The sequence below is a fragment of the Brachybacterium sp. GPGPB12 genome, assembly GCF_038396325.1.
Classification (GTDB): Bacteria; Actinomycetota; Actinomycetes; order Actinomycetales; family Dermabacteraceae; genus Brachybacterium; species Brachybacterium conglomeratum.
Window position 1 is genome coordinate 3,263,849 of the sequence record NZ_CP149573.1, and the last position, 24,757, is coordinate 3,288,605.

General features: G+C 73.6%; 20 protein-coding genes and 5 pseudogenes. 12 read left to right on the forward strand and 13 right to left on the reverse strand.

Annotation, left to right across the window (positions count from 1 at the left end):
* Positions 1-103 precede the first annotated feature (103 nt).
* Together WKH84_RS19095 and WKH84_RS19100 are read left to right on the forward strand one after the other, a co-directional pair.
* Positions 104-495: pseudogene (locus WKH84_RS19095) on the forward strand (bifunctional hydroxymethylpyrimidine kinase/phosphomethylpyrimidine kinase); the annotation flags it as partial.
* A gap of 353 nt (positions 496-848) precedes the next feature.
* Positions 849-980, forward strand: a complete 132-nt coding sequence (locus WKH84_RS19100; protein ID WP_341857043.1) for a hypothetical protein — start codon at positions 849-851, stop codon at positions 978-980.
* A gap of 120 nt (positions 981-1,100) precedes the next feature.
* Here the strand turns inward: WKH84_RS19100 and WKH84_RS19105 are convergent, their stop codons facing one another.
* The gene (locus WKH84_RS19105; protein WP_341854771.1) at positions 1,101-2,336 is read right to left on the reverse strand and encodes a glycoside hydrolase family 3 N-terminal domain-containing protein; all 1,236 of its coding nucleotides are present in this window, start codon (positions 2,334-2,336) and stop codon (positions 1,101-1,103) included.
* Between the two features lie 57 nt (positions 2,337-2,393).
* On the opposite strand from WKH84_RS19105, the gene WKH84_RS19110 reads away from it, so the two are divergent.
* The 3 genes and pseudogenes from WKH84_RS19110 to WKH84_RS19120 all read left to right on the forward strand — a co-directional run bounded on the left by WKH84_RS19110 (position 2,394) and on the right by WKH84_RS19120 (position 6,796).
* On the forward strand, positions 2,394-2,978 hold the full coding sequence (locus WKH84_RS19110) for a hypothetical protein (RefSeq protein ID WP_341854772.1): 585 nt from the start codon (positions 2,394-2,396) through the stop codon (positions 2,976-2,978).
* A gap of 50 nt (positions 2,979-3,028) precedes the next feature.
* Positions 3,029-5,249, forward strand: a pseudogene (locus WKH84_RS19115) (prolyl oligopeptidase family serine peptidase).
* Between the two features lie 377 nt (positions 5,250-5,626).
* Entirely contained in the window at positions 5,627-6,796 is a 1,170-nt protein-coding gene (locus WKH84_RS19120; protein WP_341854773.1) for an alpha/beta fold hydrolase, read from the forward strand.
* Here the strand turns inward: WKH84_RS19120 and WKH84_RS19125 are convergent.
* The gene (locus WKH84_RS19125; RefSeq protein ID WP_341854774.1) at positions 6,728-8,266 is read right to left on the reverse strand and encodes a DUF2079 domain-containing protein; all 1,539 of its coding nucleotides are present in this window, start codon (positions 8,264-8,266) and stop codon (positions 6,728-6,730) included. The two genes, WKH84_RS19120 and WKH84_RS19125, sit on opposite strands and share 69 nt — an antisense overlap.
* A 65-nt stretch (positions 8,267-8,331) precedes the next feature.
* Here WKH84_RS19125 and WKH84_RS19130 point away from each other — a divergent pair, with 65 nt between their 5' ends.
* From WKH84_RS19130 to WKH84_RS19155, 6 genes are all read left to right on the forward strand, one after another.
* On the forward strand, positions 8,332-8,781 hold the full coding sequence (locus WKH84_RS19130) for a hypothetical protein (RefSeq protein ID WP_341854775.1): 450 nt from the start codon (positions 8,332-8,334) through the stop codon (positions 8,779-8,781).
* 18 nt (positions 8,782-8,799) lie between these two features.
* On the forward strand, positions 8,800-9,249 hold the full coding sequence (locus WKH84_RS19135) for a hypothetical protein (RefSeq protein WP_341854776.1): 450 nt from the start codon (positions 8,800-8,802) through the stop codon (positions 9,247-9,249).
* 153 nt (positions 9,250-9,402) lie between these two features.
* Complete coding sequence (locus WKH84_RS19140) at positions 9,403-10,752, forward strand: S8 family serine peptidase (RefSeq protein ID WP_341854777.1); 1,350 nt, start codon at positions 9,403-9,405, stop codon at positions 10,750-10,752.
* A complete protein-coding gene (locus tag WKH84_RS19145; RefSeq protein ID WP_341854778.1) occupies positions 10,749-11,243 on the forward strand; it encodes a S8 family serine peptidase in 495 nt (164 codons plus the stop codon). Before WKH84_RS19140 ends, WKH84_RS19145 begins: the two co-directional genes overlap by 4 nt.
* Positions 11,237-11,923: an Fn3-like domain-containing protein gene (locus tag WKH84_RS19150; RefSeq protein ID WP_341854779.1), complete on the forward strand. Its 687-nt coding sequence runs from the start codon at positions 11,237-11,239 to the stop codon at positions 11,921-11,923. Before WKH84_RS19145 ends, WKH84_RS19150 begins: the two co-directional genes overlap by 7 nt.
* The gene (locus WKH84_RS19155; protein WP_341854780.1) at positions 11,920-12,084 is read left to right on the forward strand and encodes a hypothetical protein; all 165 of its coding nucleotides are present in this window, start codon (positions 11,920-11,922) and stop codon (positions 12,082-12,084) included. Before WKH84_RS19150 ends, WKH84_RS19155 begins: the two co-directional genes overlap by 4 nt.
* Positions 12,085-12,296: 212 nt before the next feature.
* On the opposite strand, the gene WKH84_RS19160 is transcribed toward WKH84_RS19155, so the two are convergent.
* The 10 genes and pseudogenes from WKH84_RS19160 to WKH84_RS19205 form a co-directional block, all read right to left on the reverse strand.
* Complete coding sequence (locus tag WKH84_RS19160) at positions 12,297-13,436, reverse strand: sialidase family protein (protein ID WP_341854781.1); 1,140 nt, start codon at positions 13,434-13,436, stop codon at positions 12,297-12,299.
* Positions 13,433-14,665, reverse strand: a complete 1,233-nt coding sequence (locus tag WKH84_RS19165) for a sialidase family protein (protein ID WP_341854782.1) — start codon at positions 14,663-14,665, stop codon at positions 13,433-13,435. The genes WKH84_RS19160 and WKH84_RS19165 overlap by 4 nt, the downstream gene beginning before the upstream one ends.
* Before the next feature lie 99 nt (positions 14,666-14,764).
* On the reverse strand, positions 14,765-15,460 hold the full coding sequence (locus WKH84_RS19170; protein ID WP_341854783.1) for an N-acetylmannosamine-6-phosphate 2-epimerase: 696 nt from the start codon (positions 15,458-15,460) through the stop codon (positions 14,765-14,767).
* Positions 15,461-15,575: 115 nt separating this feature from the next.
* Positions 15,576-16,556, reverse strand: coding sequence for an ROK family protein (locus WKH84_RS19175; RefSeq protein ID WP_341854784.1), 981 nt, complete (start codon positions 16,554-16,556; stop codon positions 15,576-15,578).
* A complete protein-coding gene (locus WKH84_RS19180; protein WP_341856970.1) occupies positions 16,549-17,703 on the reverse strand; it encodes a dihydrodipicolinate synthase family protein in 1,155 nt (384 codons plus the stop codon). The genes WKH84_RS19175 and WKH84_RS19180 overlap by 8 nt, the downstream gene beginning before the upstream one ends.
* A pseudogene (locus WKH84_RS19185) lies at positions 17,633-18,456 on the reverse strand (ATP-binding cassette domain-containing protein). The gene WKH84_RS19180 and the pseudogene WKH84_RS19185 overlap by 71 nt, the downstream one beginning before the upstream one ends.
* Positions 18,453-20,568, reverse strand: a pseudogene (locus WKH84_RS19190) (dipeptide/oligopeptide/nickel ABC transporter permease/ATP-binding protein). Before WKH84_RS19190 ends, WKH84_RS19185 begins: the two co-directional pseudogenes overlap by 4 nt.
* Before the next feature lies 1 nt (position 20,569).
* A pseudogene (locus WKH84_RS19195) lies at positions 20,570-21,534 on the reverse strand (ABC transporter permease).
* 200 nt (positions 21,535-21,734) lie between these two features.
* A complete protein-coding gene (locus WKH84_RS19200; protein WP_341854785.1) occupies positions 21,735-22,466 on the reverse strand; it encodes an ABC transporter substrate-binding protein in 732 nt (243 codons plus the stop codon).
* Positions 22,378-22,944: an ABC transporter substrate-binding protein gene (locus tag WKH84_RS19205; protein WP_341854786.1), complete on the reverse strand. Its 567-nt coding sequence runs from the start codon at positions 22,942-22,944 to the stop codon at positions 22,378-22,380. The genes WKH84_RS19200 and WKH84_RS19205 overlap by 89 nt, the downstream gene beginning before the upstream one ends.
* A 794-nt stretch (positions 22,945-23,738) precedes the next feature.
* Here WKH84_RS19205 and WKH84_RS19210 point away from each other — a divergent pair.
* The gene (locus WKH84_RS19210; RefSeq protein WP_341854787.1) at positions 23,739-24,461 is read left to right on the forward strand and encodes a GntR family transcriptional regulator; all 723 of its coding nucleotides are present in this window, start codon (positions 23,739-23,741) and stop codon (positions 24,459-24,461) included.
* Positions 24,462-24,501: 40 nt separating this feature from the next.
* Here the strand turns inward: WKH84_RS19210 and WKH84_RS19215 are convergent, their stop codons facing one another.
* The gene (locus WKH84_RS19215) at positions 24,502-24,756 is read right to left on the reverse strand and encodes a hypothetical protein (protein WP_341854788.1); all 255 of its coding nucleotides are present in this window, start codon (positions 24,754-24,756) and stop codon (positions 24,502-24,504) included.
* Position 24,757: the final 1 nt, after the last annotated feature.

The window sequence follows — 24,757 nt, forward strand, 5'->3', positions numbered from 1 at the left end:
GGCATCCGGGCCGCCGCGTCCCGGCAGGGGGATGCCAGGGACGGTTGGTACTCTCCGCTCACGGGTCATCCGGGGCCCGGTCCACTCGTCGGATGGAGATCGCATGCGCCCGCCCCTCGTCCTGTCCATCGCCGGATCGGAGTCCGACGGCGCCGCCGGCGTCCAAGCGGACCTGAAGACCTTCACGGCGCTGGGCTCCTACGGTGCGAGCGCCGTGACGATGGTGGTCTCCGCGTCCCCACAGGGCGTGCGCGGGGTGCACCAGCGCCGCCCGAGGTGGTGCGCTCCCAGATCGACGCGGTCTCCGAGGAGTCGCTGCTGGACGCGACGAAGATCGGCTCGCTGGGCGCCGCCGCCGTGGTCGCCGAGGTCGTGGCCGCGCCGCGGGCCCATCGTGAGCGCTTCGGGACCGTGGTGCTGGACCCGGTGATGGTCAGCGCCGACGGCACGGCGCTGATCTCGGCGGAGGGCGCCGCGGCGATCGAGCACGATCTGCTCCCGCTCGTGGACGTGCTGGTGCTGACCATGAGGGAGTCCGCGCAGCTCGCTGCGCCGGGCGGTGGCGACCTCGATCGAGGAGATGCGCGAGCACGCGCTCGCGCTCGTCGCGAAGGGGCCCCGCTCCGTCCTGATCACGGGCGGGTCGCTCCCGGGAGACGAGGTCGTCGACGTGCTGGTCCATCCCGGCGGCACGGATCTCTGCGCGGGCGCGCGGATCGAGGGACGGACGCCGCGCGCGGGGCGGGCACGACCCTGTCGGCCGCGCTGACGGCCCAGCTCGCACGGATCGCCGAGTTCGATCGGGCGGGGAGCCGCAGGAGATCGGCGAGTCGGGCACGGACGACGACATGCCCACGATCGTCGCCTCGGCGCGCGAGTTCGTGGCGAGCGCGAGCGAGAACGCGCAGGACTGGCGCCTCTCCCGCACCGCCGGCGGCCACGGCCCGGTGAACCACCTCATCACCCTCGGCAAGGACTGAGCGACGTACTGGCGAGGGACGAGCCGGTAGGAGCTCGGTCGAAGGTACAGGACTGAGTCGGGCGGAGCGCCCGGCCCGGCCCGCCGCCTCGCCCTGCCCGCCTCCTGGTGCCGCGCGCGGTCAGAGCGACCCCAGCGCCTCCTTCAGGGCGAGCATCCGGCCGGCGGACTCCCGCACCCGCTGCTCCTGCTCCTCGCCGCGCCCTGCCCACTCCTCGATCGCGTCGACGAGCTCGCCGGTCAGCGACGGGTCGGCGGTGAGCACCGCGTCGCCGCCCGCCTCGAGCGACCGGGTCGCCCGCTCGGCGACGGGGACGTCGGCGACGGCCTGCGCGGCGCCGATGTCGTCGGTGACCACGAGCCCCTCGAAGCCGAGGCCGTCGCGCAGCAGGTCCTGGATCGCGGCGGCGGAGAACATCGCCGGGACGTCCGGCTCGATCCGCGGATAGATCGCGGAGGACATCATCACCAGCCGCGCGCCGGCGTCGATCCCGGCGCGGAAGGACTCGAGGAACGGGTCCTCGGGCCCGGTGGTCGTGTCCTCGATCCCCTCGGCGGAGAAGTCGGTGTTCTGCTCCACCCTGCCCAAGCCCGGGAAGTGCTTCAGCGTCGCGCCGATGCCCTGCTCGGACAGCGCCTCGACCGCGGTGGTCACGCAGTCGGCGACCTGCTCGGGATCGGTGCCGAAGCCGCGGTCCAGCCCGCCCACGGGCTCGTTCGCGTCGCCGAGCTCCGGGTCGACGACGTCGGCGACGGGGGAGAGGGCCACGTGCGCCCCCGCGCGGAGAGGTCCTCGCCGATGCTCGTGTACGCGTCGGCCACCGCCTGCGGACCCTCGGCGCCGAGGGTCTCGGCCGAGGCCGTCTCCCGTGCCGCGTCGCCCCGCAAGCATCCGCACCTGGCCGCCCTCCTGGTCCACGGCCAGCAGCGGCGGCGACTCGGGGCGGGCGAGCGAGAGGGCGGAGTCGACGACGGCGTCGACCTGCTCGGCACTCTCCCACACCTGCAGCAGGAAGATCCCTCCGGCGTGGTGCTCCTCGAACGTCGCGGTCGGGATCTCGGAGCCGGCGGCGATGCCGACGAGGACCAGCTGTCCGGCGATCTCGCGCGGCGAGAGCCCCTCGAGCAGCCTGCTCGGCGGCGCTCGGCGGGGCGGTCGTCGTCGGCTCCTCGCCGTCGGACGGGTCGCCGTCGGACGGGGCGGTGCCGCCGTCTCCGCCGTCGGAGGGGGCCGCGCCCCCGCCGTCGCCGCCCGGCGACGCGGGGTCCTCCTCAGGGGCGGTGCAGGCGGCGAGAGCGGCCGCGGGGGCGAGGGCGAGCAGGTGACGACGTCGCATCCCGCCAGTGTTCCATGCACGCAGCGGGCCCGTCGGACCGGGTCCCCGGGCCCGGCGCTCGCCGTATCGTGTCCTCCATGAGCGACCAGATCCTCCCGCAGGACCATCCGCACGCCGCGCGGCTCGAGAACGGCACCGGCACCTCGCTGGCCGAGTGGACGGACCGGCTCGACGCGGCCGGCGGGCGCGACCTCGACCACACCGCGATCGCGCGGATGCTGGTGGAGCGGTGGGAGGTCGAGGAGTGGTGGGCGCAGGGCGTCACCGTCGCCTACGAGCAGGTGATCGGCCGCCGCGTGGTGGGGCAGAGCTGCGACGGGGACTTCTTCGCCTCCGCCTCCCGCACCGTGCCCGGCACGCCGACGCAGGTGCGCGACCGCTGGGACGCTTTCATGACCGAGGCCCGCCGCGACGGCCTCGGTCTCGAGGAGCCCCTGCTCAGCGACACCGCGACGTGGCGCTACTGGCGCGCGGCCGTCGCCGACGGCGGCCGCGTCTCGGTGAACATCACCGCGAAGGACGAGGGCCGCGGCACCCTCGGCATCGAGCACAAGGGCCTGGAGACGGCCGATGCGCGGACCGCCTGGAAGGGCGCCTGGAAGGGCGTGCTCGGCGAGTTCACCGCGCTCCCCGAGCAGACCGACGGGCAGGGCGACCGGTGACGGACCCCGCCCCCACGACCGACCGGACCACGACCACGGAGATCCCCACGATGACCGACAGCACCGACCAGGCCGAGCACACCGCGCATCTCCCCGCCCCCGACGGCGCACCGACCCGCACGCCTGGCTGGAGGACGTCACCGGCGAGGAGGCGCTGGACTGGGTGCGCGAGCGCAACGCCCGCGCCGAGTCCGCGCTGGAGAGCGTCCAGGACCCCGCCGATCCCGACGGCGCCCCGCTCGCGGAGACCCTGCAGGGGCAGATCCGGGAGATCCTCGACGCGAAGGACCGCATCCCCGGCGTCGTCAAACGCGGCGAGCACCTCTACAACGTCTGGACCGACGCCGAGCACGAGCGCGGGCTGTGGCGACGCACCACGATGGAGTCCTACCGCACGGACGAGCCCGAGTGGGAGATCCTGCTGGACGTCGACGCGCTGAACGAGGCCGAGGGCGAGGACTGGGTGTGGCACGGCGCGCGCCTGCTCCGCCCCGCGGGCCTGGCAGACGGGGAGCCCTACCGCCGCGCCCTGGTCGCGCTCTCCCACGGCGGCTCCGACGCGGACGTCACGCGCGAGTTCGACCTCGAGACCCTCTCCTTCGTCCCCGAGTTCGAGGGCGGCTTCGTGCGCCCCGAGGCCAAGGGCTCGCTGTCCTGGATCGACGAGGACACCGTCTGGGCCTGCACCGACTTCGGCGAGGACACCATGACCAGCTCCGGCTACGCCCGCCAGGCCCGGATCTGGCGACGCGGCACGCCGCTGGACGAGGCGGAGCTCGTCCACGAGATCCCCGCCTCGGACATGGCGGTCTTCGCCGCGCACGACCACACCCCCGGCTGGGAGCGGGACTGGATCGTCGAGGCCCACGCCTTCTACGACCAGACCGTGCACGTCGTGGACCGGTCCGCGACCCCGCCGGAGCTGACGACCGTCGAGGTGCCCCGCGACCTCGAGGCGACCGCGCACAGGGACCTCGGGATCTTCAGCCCCCGCAGCGACTGGCAGGTGGGAGAGGACGTCTACCCGGCCGGCTCCCTCGTCGTCGGCGACTTCGCCCGCTTCCAGTCGGGCGAGCCCGAGTCGCACATGCTCTTCGAGCCCACCGCCTCCACCTCCCTCGCGGACATGACCATCACCCGCACCGCCGTGGTCCTCTCCATCCTCGAGGACGTCGTGCACCGCCTGGAGGTCCACACCCGCGACGAGCACGGGCAGTGGGTGCGCCGAGATCTGTACCCCGAGCCGCGCGGCTCCATCGGCGTCTCCGCGGTCGACGCCGACGAGAGCGACGAGATCTGGGTGACCGTCACCGACTTCATCGAGCCGACCGCGCGCTGCTCGGGGACCTCTCCGAGGTCGCCGGCGGCGGCGAGCCGACGGACCTCGAGCCGGTGAAGTCCGCCCCGGCGCGCTTCGACGCCGAGGGGCTCGAGGTCACCCAGCACTTCGCCACCAGCGACGACGGCACCCGCATCCCGTACTTCGAGATCTCCCAGGTGCGACAGGAGGGGGAGGAGCCCGGCCCGCGTCCCACCCTGCTCTACGGATACGGCGGCTTCGAGATCTCCCTGACCCCGTCCTACCTCGGCGCGATCGGGAAGACCTGGCTCGAGCGGGGCGGCACCTACGTGCTCGCCAACATCCGCGGCGGCGGCGAGTACGGCCCCGCCTGGCACCAGGCGGCGCTGAAGGAGGAGCGCCACCGCGCCTACGAGGACTTCTCCTCGGTCGCGAAGGACCTCGTCGAGCGGGGCGTCACCGACCGCGACCACCTCGCGGTGCGCGGCGGCTCCAACGGCGGCCTGCTCACCGGGAACATGCTCACCCAGTACCCGGAGCTGTTCGGCGCGGTGATCATCCAGGTGCCGCCGCTGGACATGAAGCGCTACAGCCACCTGCTGGCCGGAGCGTCGTGGATGGCGGAGTACGGCGACCCCGACACCGAGGACTGGGAGTTCGTGCGCACCTTCAGCCCGTACCACCTGCTCTCCGAGGAGCGGGCCGCGGACTATCCGCCCACCTTCGTGCTCACCTCCACGCGCGACGACCGCGTCCATCCCGGCCACGCCCGGAAGTTCACCGCGGCGCTCGAGTCGCTCGGCGCCGACGTGCGCTCCTGGGAGAACATCGAGGGCGGGCACGGCGGCGCGGCGAACAACGAGCAGGCGGCGCGGATGAACGCGCCGCTGTACACCTTCCTGTGGGACACGATCGGCGGCGCGACGGGCAGCGGTGCGACGGATTCCGGTGCGACGGGCGGCGACGCATGAGAAGCCCCGTGCCCCGTCGGGCGAGATGAGAGGACGGCGATGAGCGAGGAGCCCCGCACCTCCCGGACCCCCACGTCCGGGCCGTCGGCCCTGCCCCTGCCCCGGCGGATCGCGCCCTGGGCGCGGCCGGTCGAGATCATCGAGCGCGCCACCCAGGACGAGCCGCTGCAGATCCGCAACGACCTCATGACCGTCTACCGCGAGGTGGAGGGGGAGGGGCCGGAGCTGTTCCCGCCGCGCTACGCCCGCGCGACCCCGCGCCGTCCCCGCCGGGTGCGGGGAGCGGACGGGAGCCCCCAGCCCGAGTCCCTCAGCCCCGAGGTGCCGGTCCTGATCCTGCCCGACGGACCCGCACGGGCCTCGGTGCGCCCTACGACGTGGCGCGCCGCGCGCCTCGCCGCGCGCGGGGTGGACGTGCTGATGATGGAGCACCGCGGCGTCGGCTTCTCCCGGCTGGACGCCGTCGGGGAGGACCTGCCCGCCGCCGCGATCACGCGCGGGAGGTGGTGCGGGACGTGCTCGCCGTGCTCGACCGCGCCGGCGTCGAGCGGGCGGCGCTCGTCGGCACCGGCTACGGCGCCCAGCTCGCCCAGATCCTCGCGATCCTGCACCCGGAGCGGGTGCACTCCCTGGTGCTGGACTCCCCGCGCGCCGCCGCGACCGACGAGCTGGTCGCCCAGCGACGTCTGCGCGAGCTGTACTGGGACGGCGGCGAGGCGACCACCTCGTCCACCGCCGCCGTGTTGCGCCGCCTCGCCGCGGAGGGGAAGGTGGAGGCCTCCCGCGCCGGTCCCGTCGTGCTCGCCGTCCACGAGCACGGAGGACCGGCCGCGGTGCGCGATCTCGTGGACCTGCTCGCCGTCGGTCGCGGCTCCCTGACCTGGTCCAGCGTGCGGAAGGTGCTGAACCGGGCCTGGCTCGAGTCGACCCCGTTCGTGGTCGAGCACGACCTCGTGGCCCGTCTCGTGCACACGGAGCTCGGGTACGGGGCGCACGCCGACGGGGGACCGCTGGACCCGCTGCTGCTCACGGGCGAGCGGCGCCGGGCCGTGCCGCCCTTCGCGCGCGAGCCGATCGACCTGCACGCCCTCGCCCCCGCGATCACCGCCCCGACCCTGGTGATCTCGGGGAGCCAGAACCTGGTCAGCCCGATGCAGGTCGCCCGGGAGGTCGCCGGGCGGATCCCCGGCGCGCAGGCTGCTGGAGATCCGCGGCGCGGGCCACTCGATGCTCGACACCCGCGACCGCATCCTCCAGATCGCGGCGCGCTGGAGCGCCTGCGGGGTCGCGCACCGGTCGCCCGAGCACGCCGCGGAGCTCGCGGCCCTGCCGGTCTCCGCGACCGACCGGGCCCTCTCGCGGGGCCTGCAGATCGCGCTGACGGCGGAGCGGCACTCGCCGTGGCGGCTCCGGCTCGAGTCCGCGCGGGCGGAGCGGGAGCGGCACCTGCTGGAGCGAGCGCAGGCGACCTCCCGAGGTCAGCGGGGCCGACGCACCGGCACCGTCCGGGAGGACCCGGTCTGAGGAGCATCGCCGGCCCGGCCTGACGAGACCCGACCACCCTGCCTGCCGGCGCTCGGCTCAGGCCCGGCAGGCCACCGTGAAGCCGCCCTCGTCGAACACCGCCCGGTACTCGGCGCCCCACCGCTGCTGCGCCCAGACCGCCAGGTCATCGGGCGGCATCGAGTTCCAGGAGAACGCGTACCAGTCCCCGAGCACACAGTCGGGGACGCGGTCGTTCGGGCCATGCGACCACTGCACGTCGTGGTCGGGCACGGCCTGGGCGAGGAGCGTGATGTCCGCCGCGAGGACCGCGTCGTCGGGCACCGCCTCGAGCGCGGCCTGCGCGGGCTCGGCCCGCCACGTCGGATCCCACTGCTGCGGGCGCAAGACGTCCAGCACGGGCATCTGAGGGCCGAGCACCAGCGTGACCGCGGCGCACAGCGCGACGGCGGCGGTCCGCACCGGCCTGGGCGGCGCCGGCGCGTCGCGGCGCAGCCCAGGCCGTGGCCCGTCCGGTGCGGCGGTCGCCGAGGGCGTCCAGCAGGGCCGCGAGCGCGATCGGCATGAGCACCGCGTTGTAGTGCCAGTACCAGTCCCAGTAGAACTCGACCGTCCCGGTGAAGCGCCATGCGAGGGTCGGCACCATCAGCCAGATCAGCGGCGAACGGGCTCCGATCCCGCCGGCGAGCGCGAGGAGCATCAGCACGGTCAGCCACTTCACCGGCGGCCAGACCACCTCCAGCGGCGAGCCGAGGTTGTCGGTGTAGTCGTACTGCCCGGCAGTGTTCAGCGCCGGGAGGATCACGAAGGTCGCCAGCACGAACCATGCCGCGCCCCAGGAGGCGAGCAGGGCGCCGAGCGGGCGGTGCTCCCGGCCACGCGGCCGCGATCACGAGCCCGAGCGCCGCGACGGTCAGCCCCAGATCCTCCTTGACCAGCACCAGCGGCGCGGCCCACAGCGCCGCGGCGAGCACCTTCTCCCGCGCGAGGGCGGTCAGCGAGAAGGCCAGCAGGGGCACGGCGAGCGCGATCTCGTGGAACTGCACCGCCGCCGCGGACTGCGGCCCGAAGGAGAAGACGTAGGCGGCGCCCGCGACCGTGCCGAGGCCCGCTCCGAGCCGGTCGATCGCGAGACGGGTCAGCGGGATCGCGGAGATCCCGAACAGCGGCGCCTGGGTCCACAGCGGCGCCTCGCCGCTGGGCCAGATCCACCACACCGGCGCCAGCGGCCCGCGAGCAGCGGATGGAAGTGGTCGCCCAGCAGGTTCACCGCATCGCCCTTGATCGGCACGATCGGGGGCGCGCGGCTCCCCGTAGGCGCGGAGGAGCTGGGTGAAGATCCCCAGGTCCCAGGATGGCGCGACGAGGTTGCGGAACTGCTGGTCGCCCAGCAGGCCGTAGGCGAGGGTGCCGGCGAGCGCGAGCGCCGCGGGCACCAGGAGGCGCAGGCGCGTCGGCTCGGCGGGCACGGGAGCGGGGCGCGCCGGGCAGGAGATCTCGGGTGCCTGGCTCACAGAGGAGAGGGTAGTCGCCGCGGACCGCACGTCGATCCCGCCCCGCGGGGCTCTAGACTCCGAGCATGATCTCGCTGACCAGGGCACGGATGCTCCGAGTCGTCGCCGGTGCCGGCGCCGTCGGGGCGCTGTCGCTCGTCGAGCCGCGTCGGCTGGGTCCGCTCGCGCACGGTGCCTACCGGGTGGGCGTCGCCGCGGCGACCGCCGCGCTCGTCGCGGACTCCTCCCGCTACGACCTGCCGGTGCTGGACCCGGTGCGCGACGGCGTCGTCGCCGGCGGCGTGACGCTGGGGCTGATGGACGTGGTCGAGGGCTTCGACGCCCGGATGGTCGACGCCCTGCGCGGGCTCGGGATGACCCGGCCCCGCCTCGCGCTCGCGGCGCTGGGCGCGGCGGGCACCGCGGCCGTGATCGCGCCGCCCCACCTGGGGGACCCCGATCGCAGCTGGTCCCTGCGCGAGGAGACCTTCGGGGAGCCCGCCGGGGTGCCGCGCCCTCCGAGGCGCGGGCCCTGATCGAGGCGCTCCTGGCCGATGCCCCGGACGCCCCGGCCCCGCCGGGCGCGGAGGAGGCCGCGCGAGCGGCTCGAGACCGCACGGGTCCTCGACACCGGCGGGGTCGGCGCGGACCTGCAGCTCGTGGTGGAGGATCCCCGGCGCCTCGCGGTGCCGCGCCAGCAGCAGTGGCCGGTGCGCGGCGAGTTCCTCCGCGGCGGGATCCGCTACGAGCTCGAGCTCCAGATCGACGGGGGCCGGCTCGGGATGCTCTCGGTGATGGTCCCCGACGAGGAGCCCCGGCTCGAGCACGCCCTCTCCCAGCTCGCCTCCCCGGCCTTCGTGCGCCCGATCCGGACCGGATCGCGGCGCGCCGGGAGACCGAGGCGCCCTGAGCCGGGAGATCGGTCCGCCCCGGCGTCGGCGGACGGGCCCCCTGAGCCGTACCCCCTGAACGACCTCGCGGCCGCCGCCGGCGCGGATCCGTGACCTGATCGGGACCCTCCCTCCCGCAATCCGGTCGTTCGACTCCCGGTGAGGGGAGTCACATGATCAAATGGTGAACGGCGGTGCGCACCGGACATCCCGGGGCGACCCTTCGCGCGCGCACCGTCCTCCCTCTCTCCTCGAAGGACGGCGCCGATGCCTCTGCCCAGACCAGATCTTCCCAGACCCCGCGGCCTGCTCGCGGCCTCCGCCGGCACGGCGCTCGTCGCCGGCATGCTGGTGAGCGCCCCCGCGCTCGCCGACGGCGAGACCCCCGAGAAGCTCGGCACCGCCGCCGAGCTCGGCGTCGAGATCCCCACGGCCGACGAGCTCCGCGCCGCGGGGGAGACCACCGTCCCCGGCCGCTGGCTGGTCGAGGTCGAGGGGCGACCCACGCTCCGCGGCGGCTCGAAGACGTCGGCGACCGCCGCGCAGGAGACCGTGGCCGAGCGCGCCGAGGACGCCGCGATCCCGCTCGAGGTCCAGGAGAGCTTCACCACCGGCTGGAACGGAATGTCCGTCGAGATGGACGACGCCGATGCGCAGAAGCTCAGCGAGGTCGAGGGCGTGCGGGCCGTGTACCCCGTGCTCGAGGTCGCCGCCCCCGAGCCGGCCGACGCGACGCCCTCGGACGTCTACGGCAACGCGATGACCGGCGTGGACCAGGTCCAGCAGGTCGACGGCCTCAGCGGCGAGGGCGTCACCGTCGCGGTGATCGACTCCGGCATCGATTACAACCATCCCGATCTCGGCGGCTCCGGCGTGGACGACGAGACGAAGGACTTCCCGAACGACCGCGTCGTCGGCGGCTACGACCTCGTCGGAGACGCCTACGACTCCCGCACCGGCGAGGCCCCCGTCCCCGACGAGTTCCCCGACGACTGCGGCGGCCACGGCTCCCACGTCGCCGGCATCATCGGCGCCGACGGCGAGGTCGTCGGCGTGGCCCCGAAGGTCGACCTGCTCTCCTACCGCGTGTTCGGCTGCGAGGGCTCCAGCGACACCGAGGTGATCCTCGAGGCGATGGAGCGGGCGATGGACGACGGCGCGGACGTGGTCAACATGTCCCTCGGCGCCTCCTTCATGACCTGGCAGGACTACCCGACCGCGCAGATGGTCGAGACGCTCGTCGACGACGACGTCACCGTGGTCATCTCCGCGGGCAACGAGGGGGCCGCGGGCCTGTTCTCGAGCGGCGCCCCGGGCGTGGCCGAGAGCGCGATCACGGTCGCCTCCGTCGACAACACCCACCGCTCCGCGCCCTTCGCGACCGCGGGAGGGGCCGACCGGCCCTACTCGGCCGCGACCGGCTCCCCGCGACCGCCGACCTCGGGCGAGCTCGCGCTCGTCGCCGCCGGCGCTCCCGGCACCACCGCCGCACAGGCCTGCGACCCGACGGCCGTGCCCGCCGCCGAGCCGGGCCAGGCCCTGCTCGTCGAGCGCGGCGCGGCTGCGCGTTCCGCGAGAAGGCCGTCGCTGGCGAGCAGGCGGGCTACGACGCCGTGATCCTGTACGACAACGCCCCCGGCGTCGTGAACCCGACGGTCGAGGGCGATCCCGCGCTCACCGTCCCGGTCGTGATGCTCTCCCAGGCCGACGGCCTGGCCCTGCAGGAGGCGCTCGCGGCCGGCCCGGTCACCTGGGCCTGGCAGTCCGGCTCCACCACGGTCGAGAACGGGACCGGCGGTCTCGTCTCCGACTTCTCCTCCTACGGTCTGACGGCCGACCTCGACCTCAAGCCCGACGTCGCGGCGCCCGGCGGCTCGATCTGGTCGACGCCGCCGCTCGAGAGCGGCGGCCACGGCTCCATGTCCGGCACGTCGATGGCGGCGCCGCACGTCGCCGGCGCGGCCGCGCCGCTGCTGGAGGCGAAGCCCGACCTCGCCCCCGCGGATGTGAAGACCGCGATGATGAACACCGCCGACCAGCTCACCTGGTCGCTGCGCCGGAGCAGGGCTATCTCGAGCCCGTCCACCGTCAGGGCGCGGGCATGCTGAACATGGTCGCCGCGGTGCGCGCGACCTCGTCCGTCACGACCCCGACGATCTCCCTCGGCGAGGGCGAGGCCGGGCCGAAGGACGTCACCCTGACGGTCACCAACGACTCCGACGCCGAGAAGGTGTACGACGTCGGCTTCGAGAGCGGCGTCGCGACCGCGATCCCGACCAGCAATCCCGAGTTCTACACGGCCGAGGCGACCACCGGCACCTCCGCCGAGCAGGTGACCGTGCCCGCGCACGGAAGCGCGGAGGTCACCGTGACCCTCGGCGAGGACTTCGGGACGGACGGCCTCATCTACGGCGGCTGGATCACCCTGACCGGCGCCGATGACGACCTCGTGGTGCCCTTCGCCGGCCTCTCCGGCGACTATCAGGCCCTCACCGTCCTGGACGACCAGGGGATGGGCCTGCCCGGCCTCGGCGTCAGCGACGGCGCCGGCAGCGCGCGCTGGATCCCGAGGGCGGCCACACCTACACGATGGCCGACGGCGACGTGCCCTACCTCGCCTACGCTTTCGCGCTCCCGGCCGAGCGGCTCGAGATCTCGGCCTACCAGGTGCGGGCCAACGGGAAGCTCAAGGTCGTCAACCCCTCCATGGGCACGATCGACGCGACCGATCACCTGGGCCGTTCCCCCGAGCCCGAGCTGTTCGCCTGGGACGGCACCTTCTCGATGAAGAACCAGAAGTCCCGCGGCGTGAAGGACGGCGACTACGTCCTGGAGATGAAGGTCCTGAGGCCCCTCGGCGATCCGGAGAACCCGGAGCACTGGGAGACCTGGACCTCGCCGCAGTTCACGATCGACTACGCGAACCCGCGCCAGCCCGGGGCCCGCTGAGTCCGGCCTGACGCCACCTGGGGAGAGGGCGGCGGCACCGCATCGGTGCCGCCGCCCCTCTCCTCGTCGTGCTGGATGGTGGTCTGCGGGATCGTCGTCCTGCCGGACCGGTCGCCCTCGGGCCTGTCGCCGTCGTGTTGGTCGATCCCGGGCCGGTCCTCGTCCAGCCGGCCGCTGTCGAACCGGCCCCGACGAGCAGTCGGCCCCCGCGCTCACGCGTCGGGCAGGTCCTCCGCCTCCAGCCGGGTGAAGCGGATCTCGCGCGCCTCGACCTCCCACAGGATCCCGATCGCCCCGTCGCCCAGGCCCTGGACGACGGAGTAGTCGAGGTTCCCCGGCTCGAAGACGCCGATCGGCTCCCAGGCCGCCCCGTCGTCGAGCGAGCGCGAGAGAGTGCCGAGCCGACGCGCGAAGGGGTCGCGGCTGTTGGTGAACAGCGGCTCCTCGGACCGGGGATTCCCGGGCTCTGCCTCGGGGAACCGCCGCGCGAGCCGCGCATTGTTCCCGGGGTCCACGAACTGCTCGTCGATCCCGAGGTCCTCCCAGCTCTCGCCGCCGTCGGCGGAGACCGCGATGCGCCGGTGCCCGCCGCGGGCGTGATCGCGGGAGTTCAGCAGGATCCGTCCGTCGGAGAGCTCGACGATCGTGGTCTCGTCCATGTCCTCGCCCACAGGCTCGCCGCGATGCCAGCTCTCCCCGTGATCGTCGGAGTAGAGCACGTAGGAGCGCACCACTTCGCCGTCGGCCGACCCCTTTCCGGCGAGGAACCAGCCCGCGTACGGTCGCACCAGTCGACCCGCCCGCGGGCCCTGCCGCGACCGGATCCCCGTCCCCGAGGTGGGGAAGGCGGTGCGGATCAGCTCCGGCGGCGCGGCGATCGCGGTCACCGAGCGGTGGGTCCAGGTGCGGCCGCCGTCGGTGCTGGTCGAGACCGCCGAGCCCATCACGTCCCGGTCCGCGTCATTAGTGCCGGGCGCCGCTTCCCACACCCCGCGATCCTTCGCGTGGGTGTGGAAGACGTGCACCCGCCCGGCGGGCTCGTCCACGAGGAAGCTTGGGTCGCAGTACCAGTGGCGGCCCTCTCGGTCCGCGTCCCGCGGCGGCTCGAGCGGGCCCCAGGTGAAGCCGCCGTCGAGCGAGCGGCGCTGGACCAGGCCCGTCGGATCGGGGACGTCCTGCCCGGTCTCGCGGCCGTCGAAGGCGGTGAGCGGCTCGCCCGCGCCGAGGTGGGCGAGGCCGACGATGCGGTACCGCGGCCACGGCCCCTCCCCGGCGCGGGCGAGGACCGTGGACGCGCCGGTCAGCACCGGCAGGTCGGGAGCGGGGGAGGGGTCGTGACCGAGGCGGATCATCGCGACAGGATCCAGTCCATGTCCAGGCGGGCGATCTTGATCGTCTCCTGCTCGCCCTCGTAGGCCAGCAGGAACTCGTCCCGGCCCACGGGGATGATCACCGAGTACTGGCAGGCGCCGGGCGCGAAGACGCGCTTGCGCTCCCAGGTCGCGCCGTCGTCGGTGGAGATCTCCACGGTGCCGTTCACGCGGTCGTTCGGGACGTGGTCGGCGTGCGAGAACAGCGGCATCTTCGCCTTCGCGGAGCCCTGCGGGGCGTCCGGGTGGGCGCGGGAGAGCTGGGCGTTGTTGCCCGGGTCGACGAGGGAGGGGTCGCGGTGGAGGTCCTCCCAGGTCGCGCCGCCGTCGTGGCTGTAGGCGACCCAGCGCCGGCCGGTGCGCACGTGCTCGCGGGAGTTCAACATCACCGTGCCGTCGGAGAGCTCGGCGACCTTGTTCTCGTCCATCTCGGTGCCGACGGGGGTGCCCATCTGCCAGGTCTCGCCGTGGTCGTCGGAGTAGACGGAGTAGGCGGAGACGTCCTCGCCGCCGGCGTCGTTGCGGAAGAAGCCCGCGTACTGCTGGATCAGGCGGCCCTTGTGCGCGCCGTAGCGCGGCTGGATCCCGGCGCCGGAGGAGGCGAACATGGCGCGGCAGTCCTCGGGCTTGACCACCTCGGTGAGCGAGCGGTGCTCCCAGGTGAGGCCCGAGTCGTGGCTGACGGAGAGGTTCGCGCTCATGATGCGGCGGTCCTCGTCGTCGTTGCCGTACTCGCCGTCCCACACGCCCACGTCCTTCGAGAAGACGCAGAACAGGAAGATCTCTCCGGTCTCGACGTCGACCACGTAGGACGGGTCGGAGTAGCCGAGCTTCTCCCCGGGAACGGTGGACTCGAAGCCCGCACGGACCACCTCGGGCTCGCCCCAGGTGCGGCCGCCGTCGGTCGAGCGGCGCCGCCAGATCGAGTTCGGGGCGGGAGAGTCGCCGTGCACGGGGCGCTTGTCGAAGGCGGCGAGCAGGTCTCCGTTCGGGGCGACCGCGAGGGCGGGGATGCGGAAGTTCTTCACTCCCCAGTCGCCGGGGGCGGCGAGGACCTGCTCCTCGTAGCTGCCCTGGCGGCGGCCGCGGTCCTTCACGGGCGGGAGAGCGGCGCCGGCCGGTGCGGCGGTCGCGCCCGCGGCTCCCGCGCCGAGGGCGGTGAGCGCGGCGGCGGTGCCGAGCATCCCGCGTCGAGTCATGTGTGCATCCATCGGGTGTTCTCCTTCGTGTGATCCTGCACGGGGCAGGCATAGGGGTCCTTCAGGACTCGCCGCCTCCTCAGGGGGCGAGGGCATCGGCCGCGGGCGCGGTCAGGCGCCGGTGACGGCGTCGTGGAACCAGCGGGTGATGCTGGTGGGGTGCGTGATGGCGGTGCCGACGACGACGGCACCGGCGCCGGCGTTCTTCGCGGCGGCGGCCTGCTCGAGGGTGTGGACGCGGCCCTCGGCCACGAGCATCGACGTGCCCGTCAGGGTGCCGGCGAGCTCCTCGAGCGGCGCGAGGTCGGGGCCGACGGTCTTCGCGCGGGCGGGGGTGTAGCCGGCGAGGGTGGTGCCGATGATCTCGATGCCGAGCTCGGCGGCTCGACGGGCGGAGTCCGCGCTGTCGCAGTCGGCCATGAGCGGGATGTCGGTGCGCGTGCGGATCGCCTCGACGGTCCCGGCGAGGTCGCGGCCGTCGGGACGGGGCCGGTCCGTGGCGTCGAGGGCGAGGACGTCGGCGCCCGCGTCGATCACGGCCAGGGCGTGGTCGAGGGTGGGGGTGATGAACACGCCCTGCTCGCCGTCCTTCCAGATGCCGATGACGGGGACGTCGACGGCCTCCCTGACTTGACGGATGTCCTCGAGGCCCTGGGCACGGACGGCGGAGGCGCCGCCCTCGGCGACGGCCGCGGCGACCTGCGCCATGGTGCGCGGATCGCGCATCGGCTCGCCGGGATAGGCCTGGCAGGAGACGATCAGGGTGCCCTCGAGCGCGGCGACGAGAGGCGGGAGCGGGGAGGTCATGGACGGGATCCTTCCGAGGACGAGCGGCGGACGACGGGGACGAGCGGCGGGGACGAACGTCGGACGACGAGGGGCGGGGCGAGCACGCGGACCGCGGTGCCGGGCGTAGGAGCGGCTAGCGGACAGGAACCTCCACCGCGCGGACGGCGGCGCCGAGCGGCGCGGCCTGGGAGCCGGCGCTCGCGGGCGGCACCGGCGTCGCGGCGACCACGTCCATCGCCTCCTCGGCGATGCCCGCGGCCAGTGCCTCGAGCCAGACGGTCACACCCGCGTCGGCGACCCCGCCGGTGAGTGCGACGACATCGGGGTCCAGGACGTTCAGCAGTGCGCCGAGCACCCGGCCGGTCGCGCGGCCGGCGAGGCGGTAGGCCTCGAGAGCGGCACGGTCCCCGCGGACGGCCGCGGCGGCGAGCTCCCGGCCGTCCCGGGGCGCGGCCGACGGGTCGGGGGAGGAGGCGCCGCTTGCAGGGTCCGCCGTCCTCAGCCGCGCGGCCAGGCGCACGACGCCCGGCCCGGAGGCGAGGCCCTCGAGATGCCCGGTGCGGCCGCAGGGACAGGGGACGCCCTCGGCCTCCGGCACGGGCACATGGCCGACGTGCCCGGCGGCGCCGCGCGCGCCGACCACCACCGTGCCGCCCTGCACCTGGCGACCGCCGATCCCGGTGCCGACGGCCATCAGCAGCAGCGAGCCGCGACCGCGACCGGTCCCGAAGCGGGCCTCGCCCAGTCCGTGCGCGTGCACGTCGTTCAGCGCCGCGACCGGCACGCCGAAGCGTTCCATGAAGGGAGTGGTCACAGCGGTGCCGGCCCAGCCGGTGAGGGAGTCGGTGGCGTGGGTGATGCGGCCGTCCTCGACGTCGACGACCCCGGCCGAGGAGATCCCGACCGCCTGCACCGCCGTCCCCTCGCACACCCGCTCGGCGAGGTCGAGGGCGGCGCCGAGGATCGCTGCGGCGCCCTCGGCCGCGGGCGTCGGCACCTCGGCGACGTGCTCGAGCCGGGGTGCTGTCTCCACCTCGACAGCATCGAGCCCGTGGACCAGGGCGGCACGGATCTTCGTGCCGCCCAGGTCGAGGGCGAGGACCGGATCAGGCACCAGCGCCCGCTCCGTACAGCAGGCCGACGTCGGCGAGGATCGCGCGGATGCGGTCCACCGCCTCGCCCTCGATCGGGGTCATCGGAGTGGCCATGTTGTTGGTCGAGAAGACGCCGAGCTCGCGCAGAGCCGTCTTGAACGCGCCGACGCCGCCGGCCGGCCCCACCTTGTCGGTGGGCTGGAAGACGATCTCGAACAGCCGCGCGAGGCGGTCCTGCTCGGCGCGCACCCGCTCCCAGTCGCCGGCCTGCGCGGCGCGGTGCATGCGCACGTAGCCGGCCGGGTCCACGTTCCCGAGGCCCGGCACGGAGCCGTCGGCCCCGGCGAGATAGGCGCCGTCGACGACGACCTCGTGGCCGGTCAGGAGGGTCAGCGGGGAGCCCGCGGCGCGGTTGGCCGCGGCGAGGCGGCGGAAGGAGACGTCGTCGCCGCTGGAGTCCTTCACCCCGGTGATCACGCCGTCCTGCCCGAGCTTCAGCGGCTGGGCGGGGGAGAGCTTGGTGTGCACGCAGACGGGGATGTCGTAGGCCCACACCGGACGCTCGGTCGCCGCGGCGACGGCGCGGAAGTGCGCCTCGATCTCCTCAGGGCCGGTGATCGCGTAGAACGGGGCGGTGACCACGTAGCCGGCGAGGTCGAAGCGCTCCGCGGCGCGGACGTGCTGGATCACCCGGTCGGTCTGCATGTCGATCGCGCCCGCGATCACGGGCACCTGCCCGGCGACGGTGCCGGTGACGGCCTCGAGCACCGCCTCGCGGCGTGCGTCGTCCCAGAAGGCGACCTCTCCGGAGGAGCCGAGGGCGAAGATCGCGTCGACCCCGCCCTCGAGCAGGCGGCCGACGAGCCGCTCGAGCGAGGGCAGGTCGATCTCGCCGTCGGCGGTCAGGGGGTCAGCAGCGGGGGGACGACGCCGGTCAGGGCGCGGGGATCGGTGCTCATGGTGAGGCTCCTTGGTGCATCTGTGGGGTGCGTGGTCGAGAGGCGGCGACGAGCGGGGTCGGTATCGCGGTCGGGGTGGATGCGGTCTGTCGCGCCGGTCCTGCCGCGGCGGTCCGTCGGCGGCGTCGCGGGCGGGGTCAGAGCAGCGAGGGCGCGGCGGCGAGCAGGTCGCGGGTGTACTCGTCCTCGGCCCCGGCGAAGATCCGATCGGTGGTGTCGTGCTCGACCACCTTCCCGTGGTTCATGACGCTGATCGAGTCGGAGATGAAGCGCACGGTGCTCATGTCGTGGGAGATGAACACCAGGCCCAGGCCGAGCTCCTGTTTGAGGTCGGTGAGCAGGTTCAGCACCTGGGCGCGCACGGACACGTCCAAAGCGCTGGTCGGCTCGTCGGCGACGATGATCTCCGGCTCCAGCGCGAGGGCGCGGGCGATCGCGACGCGCTGTCGCTGACCGCCGGAGAGTCGCCTCGGCGCACCTCGAGCGCCGACTGGGGCAGGCCCACCAGGTGCAGCGGCTCCCGCACCCGCGCCAGACGGGAGGCGTCGTCGCCGATGCCGTGCACCCGCAGCGGGTCCACCAGCGTCTCCCGCACCGGCAGGCGCGGGTTCAGCGCGGTCGAGGGGTCCTGGAAGACGACCGACACCTTCCGTCCCAGCTTCCGACGGGCGGCCCGGCCGTGCCGCGGCGGCGTCCCGTCGAAGAGGACCTCGCCCTCGGTGACCGGGCGCAGACCGGTCATCACCCGGGCGAGCGTGGACTTGCCCGAGCCGGACTCGCCGACGATGCCGAGCACCTCGCCGCGGCGGACGGAGACGCTGACCCCGTCGACCGCGCGCAGGGTGTTCCGGCGGAAGATGCCGCCGGAGCGCGACCGGTGCACCACGTGCACGTCGCGCGGCTCGATCGTGGGCGTCGCGCGTCCGGCGCCGTCGTTCCGGGCAGGGGTGGTGTCGCTCATCGCGATGCTCCTTCGAGAGGTCCGGGCACCTCGCCCGTCGTGGACACGAGATGGTCGTCGGCCCCGGTGGTGACCAGGCGCGGCCGGGCCGTCGGGTCGGCCGACGGGTCCAGCGAGCGCGGGGCGAAGCGGTCGCCGACGGCGAAGTCCCGCGGCGAGGGGACCGTGCCCTGGACCTGGTGGAGCCGTTCGGCCCCCGCCTCGATCGAGAGCACCGAGCCCAGCGGCCCGCGGGTGTACTCGTGGCGGGGATCGACGAGGATCTCGTGAGTCGCGCCCTGCTCCATGACCTGGCCGGCGTACATCACGGTGATGCTGTCGGCGAGCTGGGAGACGAGCGCCAGGTCGTGGCTGACGAACACCATCGCGAAGCCGAGCTCGTCCTTCAGCCGGTTCAGCAGGTCCACGACCTGCTTCTGCACGGTGACGTCGAGGGCGGTGGTGGGCTCGTCGGCGATCACCAGCTTCGGGTCGCGGGTCAGCGCCATCGCGATCAGCACGCGCTGGCGCTGGCCGCCGGAGAGCTCGTGCGGGTAGGAGTTCAGCATCCGCCGCGGCTCCAGCCCCACCAGTTCCAGCGGCTCCTCGGCCGAGCGGGTGCCGCCGCGCCGGGTCAGCCGCGCCATCTGCGAGCGGATCAGCATCGAAGGGTTCAGCGAGCTCAGCGCGTCCTGGTAGATCATCGCGATCTCGTGGCCGCGCAGGGCGTTGACCTGCTTGGGGGCGAGGGAGAGGAGGTCCTGGCCGTTCAGCAAAGCACCTTCCCGCTGATCCGGGCGGTGCGGGGCAGCGACCCCATGATCGCCAGGCTCGCCACCGACTTGCCGGAGCCGGACTCGCCGACCAGGCCCATGGTCTCCCCGGGCCGTACCCGGAAGGAGATGCCGTCGAGGATGTCCACCTCGCCGTGCGCCTCGGGGAAGGCGACCCGCAGGTCCTGCACCTCCAGCAGCGGCGGCACGTCCTGATCCACGGTCCCGCGCTCGGGGCGTGCGAGCTCGGCGCCGCGCGCGCGGCGAGGGACTCGTGCAGCAGGCGCTGGGTGGTCTCCTCGTCGATCGCACCGAGCACGTCGTGGTGAACGTCGAACTGCTCGTCGTCTTGCTCGTCGGCCGCGCCGGGCCCGTCGGCCGTGCTGGCCCCGTCGACCGCGCCGGCCGAGCCGGCGCGACCGGCGGCGACAGACGCGGAGGTCTCCTCCGCCTGCTCCTCGAGCGCCTTCTCGTCGGCCTCGACGTCGACCTTCGCCTTCACGCGCGGGCTCGCCATCGCGTCGGTGAGCCCCTCGGAGAGGATGTTCAGCGCGAGGGTGGTCAGCAGGATCATCAGGCCCGGGAAGAAGGTGGGCCACCAGTAGCCCGACAGCAAGAGTCGCTTGCCGTCGGAGAGGATGTTGCCCCACGACGGGTTCGGCGGCCGCACGCCCGCGTTGATGAAGGACAGCGAGGCCTCCAGCACGATCGCGTCGGCCACCAGCACGGTCGCGAACACCATGATCGGGGCGATGCAGTTGCGGGCCACGTGCTTGGCGAGGATCCAGGCGGTGGAGGCGCCCATGACCTGCGAGGCGGCGACGTAGTCCTCGCCGAACTGAGCCAGCACGTTGGCGCGCACCACGCGCGCCAGGCGCGGCACGTAGAGGAACCCGATCGCGAAGATCAGCACCGGCAGCGAGTTGCCGAACACGGCCACGAACACGGCCGCGAGCGCGATGCCCGGGAAGGACATGACCACGTCCAGCACGCGCATGACGACCTCGGCGAGGAGCTTCGCGCCGGTCGCGGCGATCGAGCCGATCACCGCAGCGGCCACCAGCGCGGCGCCGGTCGCCGCCAGGCCGATTAGCAGCGAGGAGCGGGCGCCGTGGGCGACGCGGGAGAAGATGTCCCGCCCGATCGCGTCGGTGCCCATCCAGTGCTCGCCGCTGGGCGGCCGCACCGGCGTGCCGGTGGTGAGCGGGCCGTGCGGGGCGATCACCGGCGCGAGCACGGCCAGGACCGCGAGCAAGACGAGGAACGCCACCGCGAGGCGGGAGGCCCAGGGGAGGGCGGTGAAGGGGGCCAGCGGGCCGCCGCTGACGGACTGGAGGCGGGATCCGAGCTTCGGTCGCATGTCAGATGCTCCTGATCCGGGGGTTGACGACGACGTAGAGGAGGTCGACCAGGATGTTCACCACGATGAAGGCGATCGCGACGACGAGCGTCACGCCCTGCACGAGGAAGACGTCGTTGCGGGTGACGCCGTCGAGGATGAGCTGGCCCATGGCCTGGATGTTGAAGATGATCTCGATGATCACCGCGCCGCCCATGAGGTAGCCGACGCGCAGGCCCAGCACCGTGATCGGGGTGATCAGCGCATTGCGCGACGTTGCGGGAGACGACGACGGGATAGGGGATGCCGGCGCCGACGGCGGTGCGCACGTAGTCGCGGTCCAGCTCCTCGACCATCGCGGTGCGGACCACGCGGGTGAGGGAGCCGGCGACCGGGATCGCGAGCGCGATCGCGGGCAGGGCGACATTGCGCAGATAGGCGGCGGGGTCCTCGAAGACCCCGACCCAGCGGGTCACCAGCGCCGGGAACGCGCCCCAGCCGCCGGGGACCTCGCCGAGCCACTGGATCATCAGGATCGCCAGCCAGAACGACGGGGTGGCGAGCGCGGCGATGGTCAGCACGCGGATCACCTGGTCGACCCAGCGGTCTCGGAACAGGGCGGCGAGCACGCCGAGGATCGCGGAGAGCACGATCGCGATGGCGAGGCCGAGGAAGGTCAGCTGCAGCGTGATCGGGAAGGCGCTCGCGACCACCTCGGTCACCGGGACGTTGCCGCTGGTGGTGCCGAGGTCGCCGCGCGGCGATGCCGCCGAGGAAGCTGAAGTAGCGCGACCAGATCGGGTCGTTCAGGCCGTTGTTCTCCCGGTACAGCTCCAGCGCCTCGGTGGAGGCGGACTCCCCGAGCGCGAGCCGGGCGGGATCCGACGGTGAGAACGACATTATGACGAAGACGAGCAGGGTGACGCCGAGGATCATCAACGGCAGGGCGAGAAGTCGTCGCCCTATCAGGCGGACGAGGTGGGACACGCGGTCCTCCGTGGAAGTGCGAGGGGCAGGGGCGGCGGCCGGGCGGAGCGCGGGCCGGTGGTCGCGCGACAGACCGGGCGCGAGGCGGGGCGCGGGGCGGAGAGCGAGGCCGGGCGCAGGGTCGGGCGCGGGGCCGACGGGGGAGCGGCCCCCGGGGCCGACGAGCGGGCCGTCGGCCCCGGCGGGGGCTCAGGAACGGGTCACGGGGCCTTCGTCGTGGCGACGTCGACGAAGCTCAGACCCGTCAGGGAGATCGGCTGGAAGTCGACCAGCGAGGTGCCGTCCCAGGCCGTAGGGGACTTGCGGTGGAAGAGCGGGTACAGCGGGACCTCCTCGGAGAGCAGGTCGAACAGCTCGCCCCAGGTCGCCTCCTGCGCGGCGGTGTCCGTGGTCTTCAGCCCCTCGGCCAGCAGCGACTGGACCTCCTCGTAGGACTCCTGGCCCTTCCAGTGCATGCGGGTGTCGGTCCAGACGTCACCGCCGTACCACCAGCGCATGAGCAGGTCGGGGTCGTTGCCGAAGACGGAGGGATCGCCGGGGGCGATGACCACGTCGTAGGCGTCGGGCGACCCGTCGATCGTGGTGTACACGTCGGCGGACTGCTTCTGCTCGAAGGCGACCTCGACGCCGGCCGCGGCGAGGGACTCCTGGATGATCGGGGTGCACTGGGCGACCCAGTCGTGATCGGTGCACAGCATCCGGAAAGAGGTCAGGCCCGTCTCGGCGAAGAGGGACTTCGCCTTGTCGGCGTCGAGCGAGTAGACGGTCGAGGCCTCCTTGTAGTTCGGGTGCTCCTTCTGCACGAAGCGGCTCGCCGCCTCGGCCTGACCCGACAGGCCCGTCTCAATGACCTTGTCCATGTCGATCGCGTAGAGGAAGGCCTGGCGGTTCTTCACGTCGTGGAAGGGGTTGTCCTCGCTGTTGTTGAACATCGCGAAGAAGCGGCCCGAAGCCGCCGACGGACTCGACCTCGCCGCTCGCCTTCAGCTGGTCGATCGAAAGATAGGGGACCGAGTCGATGGCCTGCACGGTCTGCGACTGCGGCGCATTGGTGCGGGTGGACGGGTCGGGGATGACCTGCCAGCTCATCGTCTTCGCCTTGGCGGGCATGGGGCCGGTGTAGTCGTCGAAGCGCTCGAACTCGACGATCTTCGAGGCCGCGGAGTTGTCGGTCATCGTCCACGGGCCCGAGCCGACGGGGTTCGAGTCGAAGGCGTCGGGGTCCGCCTCGACAGCGGCCTTCGGGACGATCTTCACCGTCGAGAGTCGCTCGGCGAGCACCGCGGTGGGGTGGGCGAGCGTGATGGTGACGGTGGTGTCGTCCTTCTTCTCGACGGAGTCGATGAAGGGGATGAACTGCGCGTACAGCGAGGCGTTGGCGGGGTCCTGGACGCGCTCGAAGGAGAACACGACGTCCTCGGGGGTGACGGGGGTGCCGTCGTGGAAGACGGCGCCCTCGCGCCGCGACGTCGACGCTGGTCCCGTCGGCGGAGGGGACCTCGGCCGCCAGCGCCGCGTAGACCTCGCGGGTCACCGGGTGCGACTCGGTGAGGCCCTCGAGGGTGTGCCAGTTGACCGCGACGGTCAGCGCCGCCGACGTGGTCATCGGGTCGTAGCCGTTGGTGCCGAGCTCGTAGCTGATCGCCGCGTCGATGTGGCCGTCGGGGTTCGCCTCGCCGGCCGGCGCGCCGCCCGCGTCGGAGGAGCCGCCGGAGCCGCTCTCGCGCGGAGCGCAGGCGCCGATCCCGGCGACGATGCCGGCGGCGCCGGCGAGGGCGGCAGTGCCGCGGAGGAAGCCGCGTCGGCCGAGACGGCCGGAGGGGTTGGTGATCACCGTTGATGCATCCCTTCTGTGGGGTATCCCCGGTGCCCGCGGCGCCGGGGGTCGAGCGGAGCCCGTCCTCGCGAGTCGGCGGAACTCTCGCCTCCCTGCGAAGATCAGACGTATGATGTCTGATGACTGGGGACAGTACATCACAGTCGGTGTGGTCGCCACCACCCGGTGGTGCGGCCGTGACCGACCGGTGACCCGGTCGAGGACCGCCACCCGCGCCGCCGAACGCTCGGGGGCGCGTGCGGTCCGAGCAGGCGCAGTGCCCTCCGGCCCGGACCTCGGGCGGAGCGGACATCGCAGACAGCAGTCGACATGCAGGCATGATGGTGCCCGTCCGTCACCGACGGCGGGCACGGGGAGGAGGCGCATCGTGCGCAGCAAGGGGACCGGCGGCACCGCCGTCGACCGCATCCAGGAGCTGATCCTGGCCGAGGGCCTCGCGCCCGGCGACCCGATGCCCACCGAAGCCGCGCTCTGCGAGCGGCTGGGGATCTCCCGCTCCTCGGTGCGCGAGGCCATGCGCACCCTCGCCTCTCTCGACATCGTCGAGGTGCGCCACGGGCACGGCACCTTCGTCGGCACCCTCTCGCTCGCCCCGCTCGTGGACGGGCTCCTGTTCCGCGCCCGGCTCGACGACGGCAACGACCTGGGCGCGCGCGCGCGAGGTGGTCGAGCGCGGATCGCGCTGGACCTCGCGGTCGCCGAGCGGCTGGTGGAGATCTACCGCGGCACCGAGAACCCCGAGCTGGAGGGCCATGTGGAGACGATGCGCGAGCTCGCCTCGGCGGGGGAGCCCTTCCCCGAGGCCGACGCCGCCTTCCACACCGTCCTGTTCTCCCGTCTGCCCAACAGCCTCCTGCGCCAGCTCGCCCAGGCGTTCTGGGAGGTGCACACCACCGCCGTGCCGCCGCTGGGGATCGCCCCGGCCCAGGACATCCTCGAGACCGTCGAGGCGCATCGCGCGATGCTCACCGCGCTTGAGGCGGGGGACGCGGCGGCCTACCGTGAGGCAGTCCACCAGCACTACCGGCCGCTGGGCCGGGTGCTCGACGCCGCCGGGACCGTCGAGGAGCGCTGCGCGGGCGCGGGCTGAGCGCCGGCTCCTGCTGGCCCGGCCGCCGCTCGCCGGCGGCTCAGCCGCCGCTGCGCGACCTCTTCGCCCGGATCAGGTCCAGCACGATGCGCCCGCCGACGATCGCCAGGCGCGGCGGCGGCGGCACCGTGGGGTCGAATGCGAGCACGTACCTGCTGTGTCCGAGGAAGCCTCGGCTGAAGCCGGCCCACTCCCTGGCCGCCCGCGCGGCGACGGCCTCTCCGTAGCGGAACTCGTAGTCGAGCCCCAGCATGTCGCCGTGCGGCTCGGGCTCCGCGCCGACGGCGAGGGTCATG

Coding starts and splice junctions, on each gene's coding strand:
- WKH84_RS19100 (WP_341857043.1), top strand. CDS start 849: ATGCCCACGATCGTCGCCTCGGCGCGCGAGTTCGTGGCGAGCGCGAGC.
- WKH84_RS19110 (WP_341854772.1), top strand. CDS start 2,394: ATGAGCGACCAGATCCTCCCGCAGGACCATCCGCACGCCGCGCGGCTC.
- WKH84_RS19130 (WP_341854775.1), top strand. CDS start 8,332: ATGATCTCGCTGACCAGGGCACGGATGCTCCGAGTCGTCGCCGGTGCC.
- WKH84_RS19135 (WP_341854776.1), top strand. CDS start 8,800: ATGCCCCGGACGCCCCGGCCCCGCCGGGCGCGGAGGAGGCCGCGCGAG.
- WKH84_RS19140 (WP_341854777.1), top strand. CDS start 9,403: ATGCCTCTGCCCAGACCAGATCTTCCCAGACCCCGCGGCCTGCTCGCG.
- WKH84_RS19150 (WP_341854779.1), top strand. CDS start 11,237: ATGCTGAACATGGTCGCCGCGGTGCGCGCGACCTCGTCCGTCACGACC.
- WKH84_RS19155 (WP_341854780.1), top strand. CDS start 11,920: ATGAAGAACCAGAAGTCCCGCGGCGTGAAGGACGGCGACTACGTCCTG.
- WKH84_RS19160 (WP_341854781.1), bottom strand. CDS start 13,436: ATGATCCGCCTCGGTCACGACCCCTCCCCCGCTCCCGACCTGCCGGTG.
- WKH84_RS19165 (WP_341854782.1), bottom strand. CDS start 14,665: ATGGATGCACACATGACTCGACGCGGGATGCTCGGCACCGCCGCCGCG.
- WKH84_RS19170 (WP_341854783.1), bottom strand. CDS start 15,460: ATGACCTCCCCGCTCCCGCCTCTCGTCGCCGCGCTCGAGGGCACCCTG.
- WKH84_RS19200 (WP_341854785.1), bottom strand. CDS start 22,466: ATGTTCAACAACAGCGAGGACAACCCCTTCCACGACGTGAAGAACCGC.
- WKH84_RS19215 (WP_341854788.1), bottom strand. CDS start 24,756: ATGACCCTCGCCGTCGGCGCGGAGCCCGAGCCGCACGGCGACATGCTG.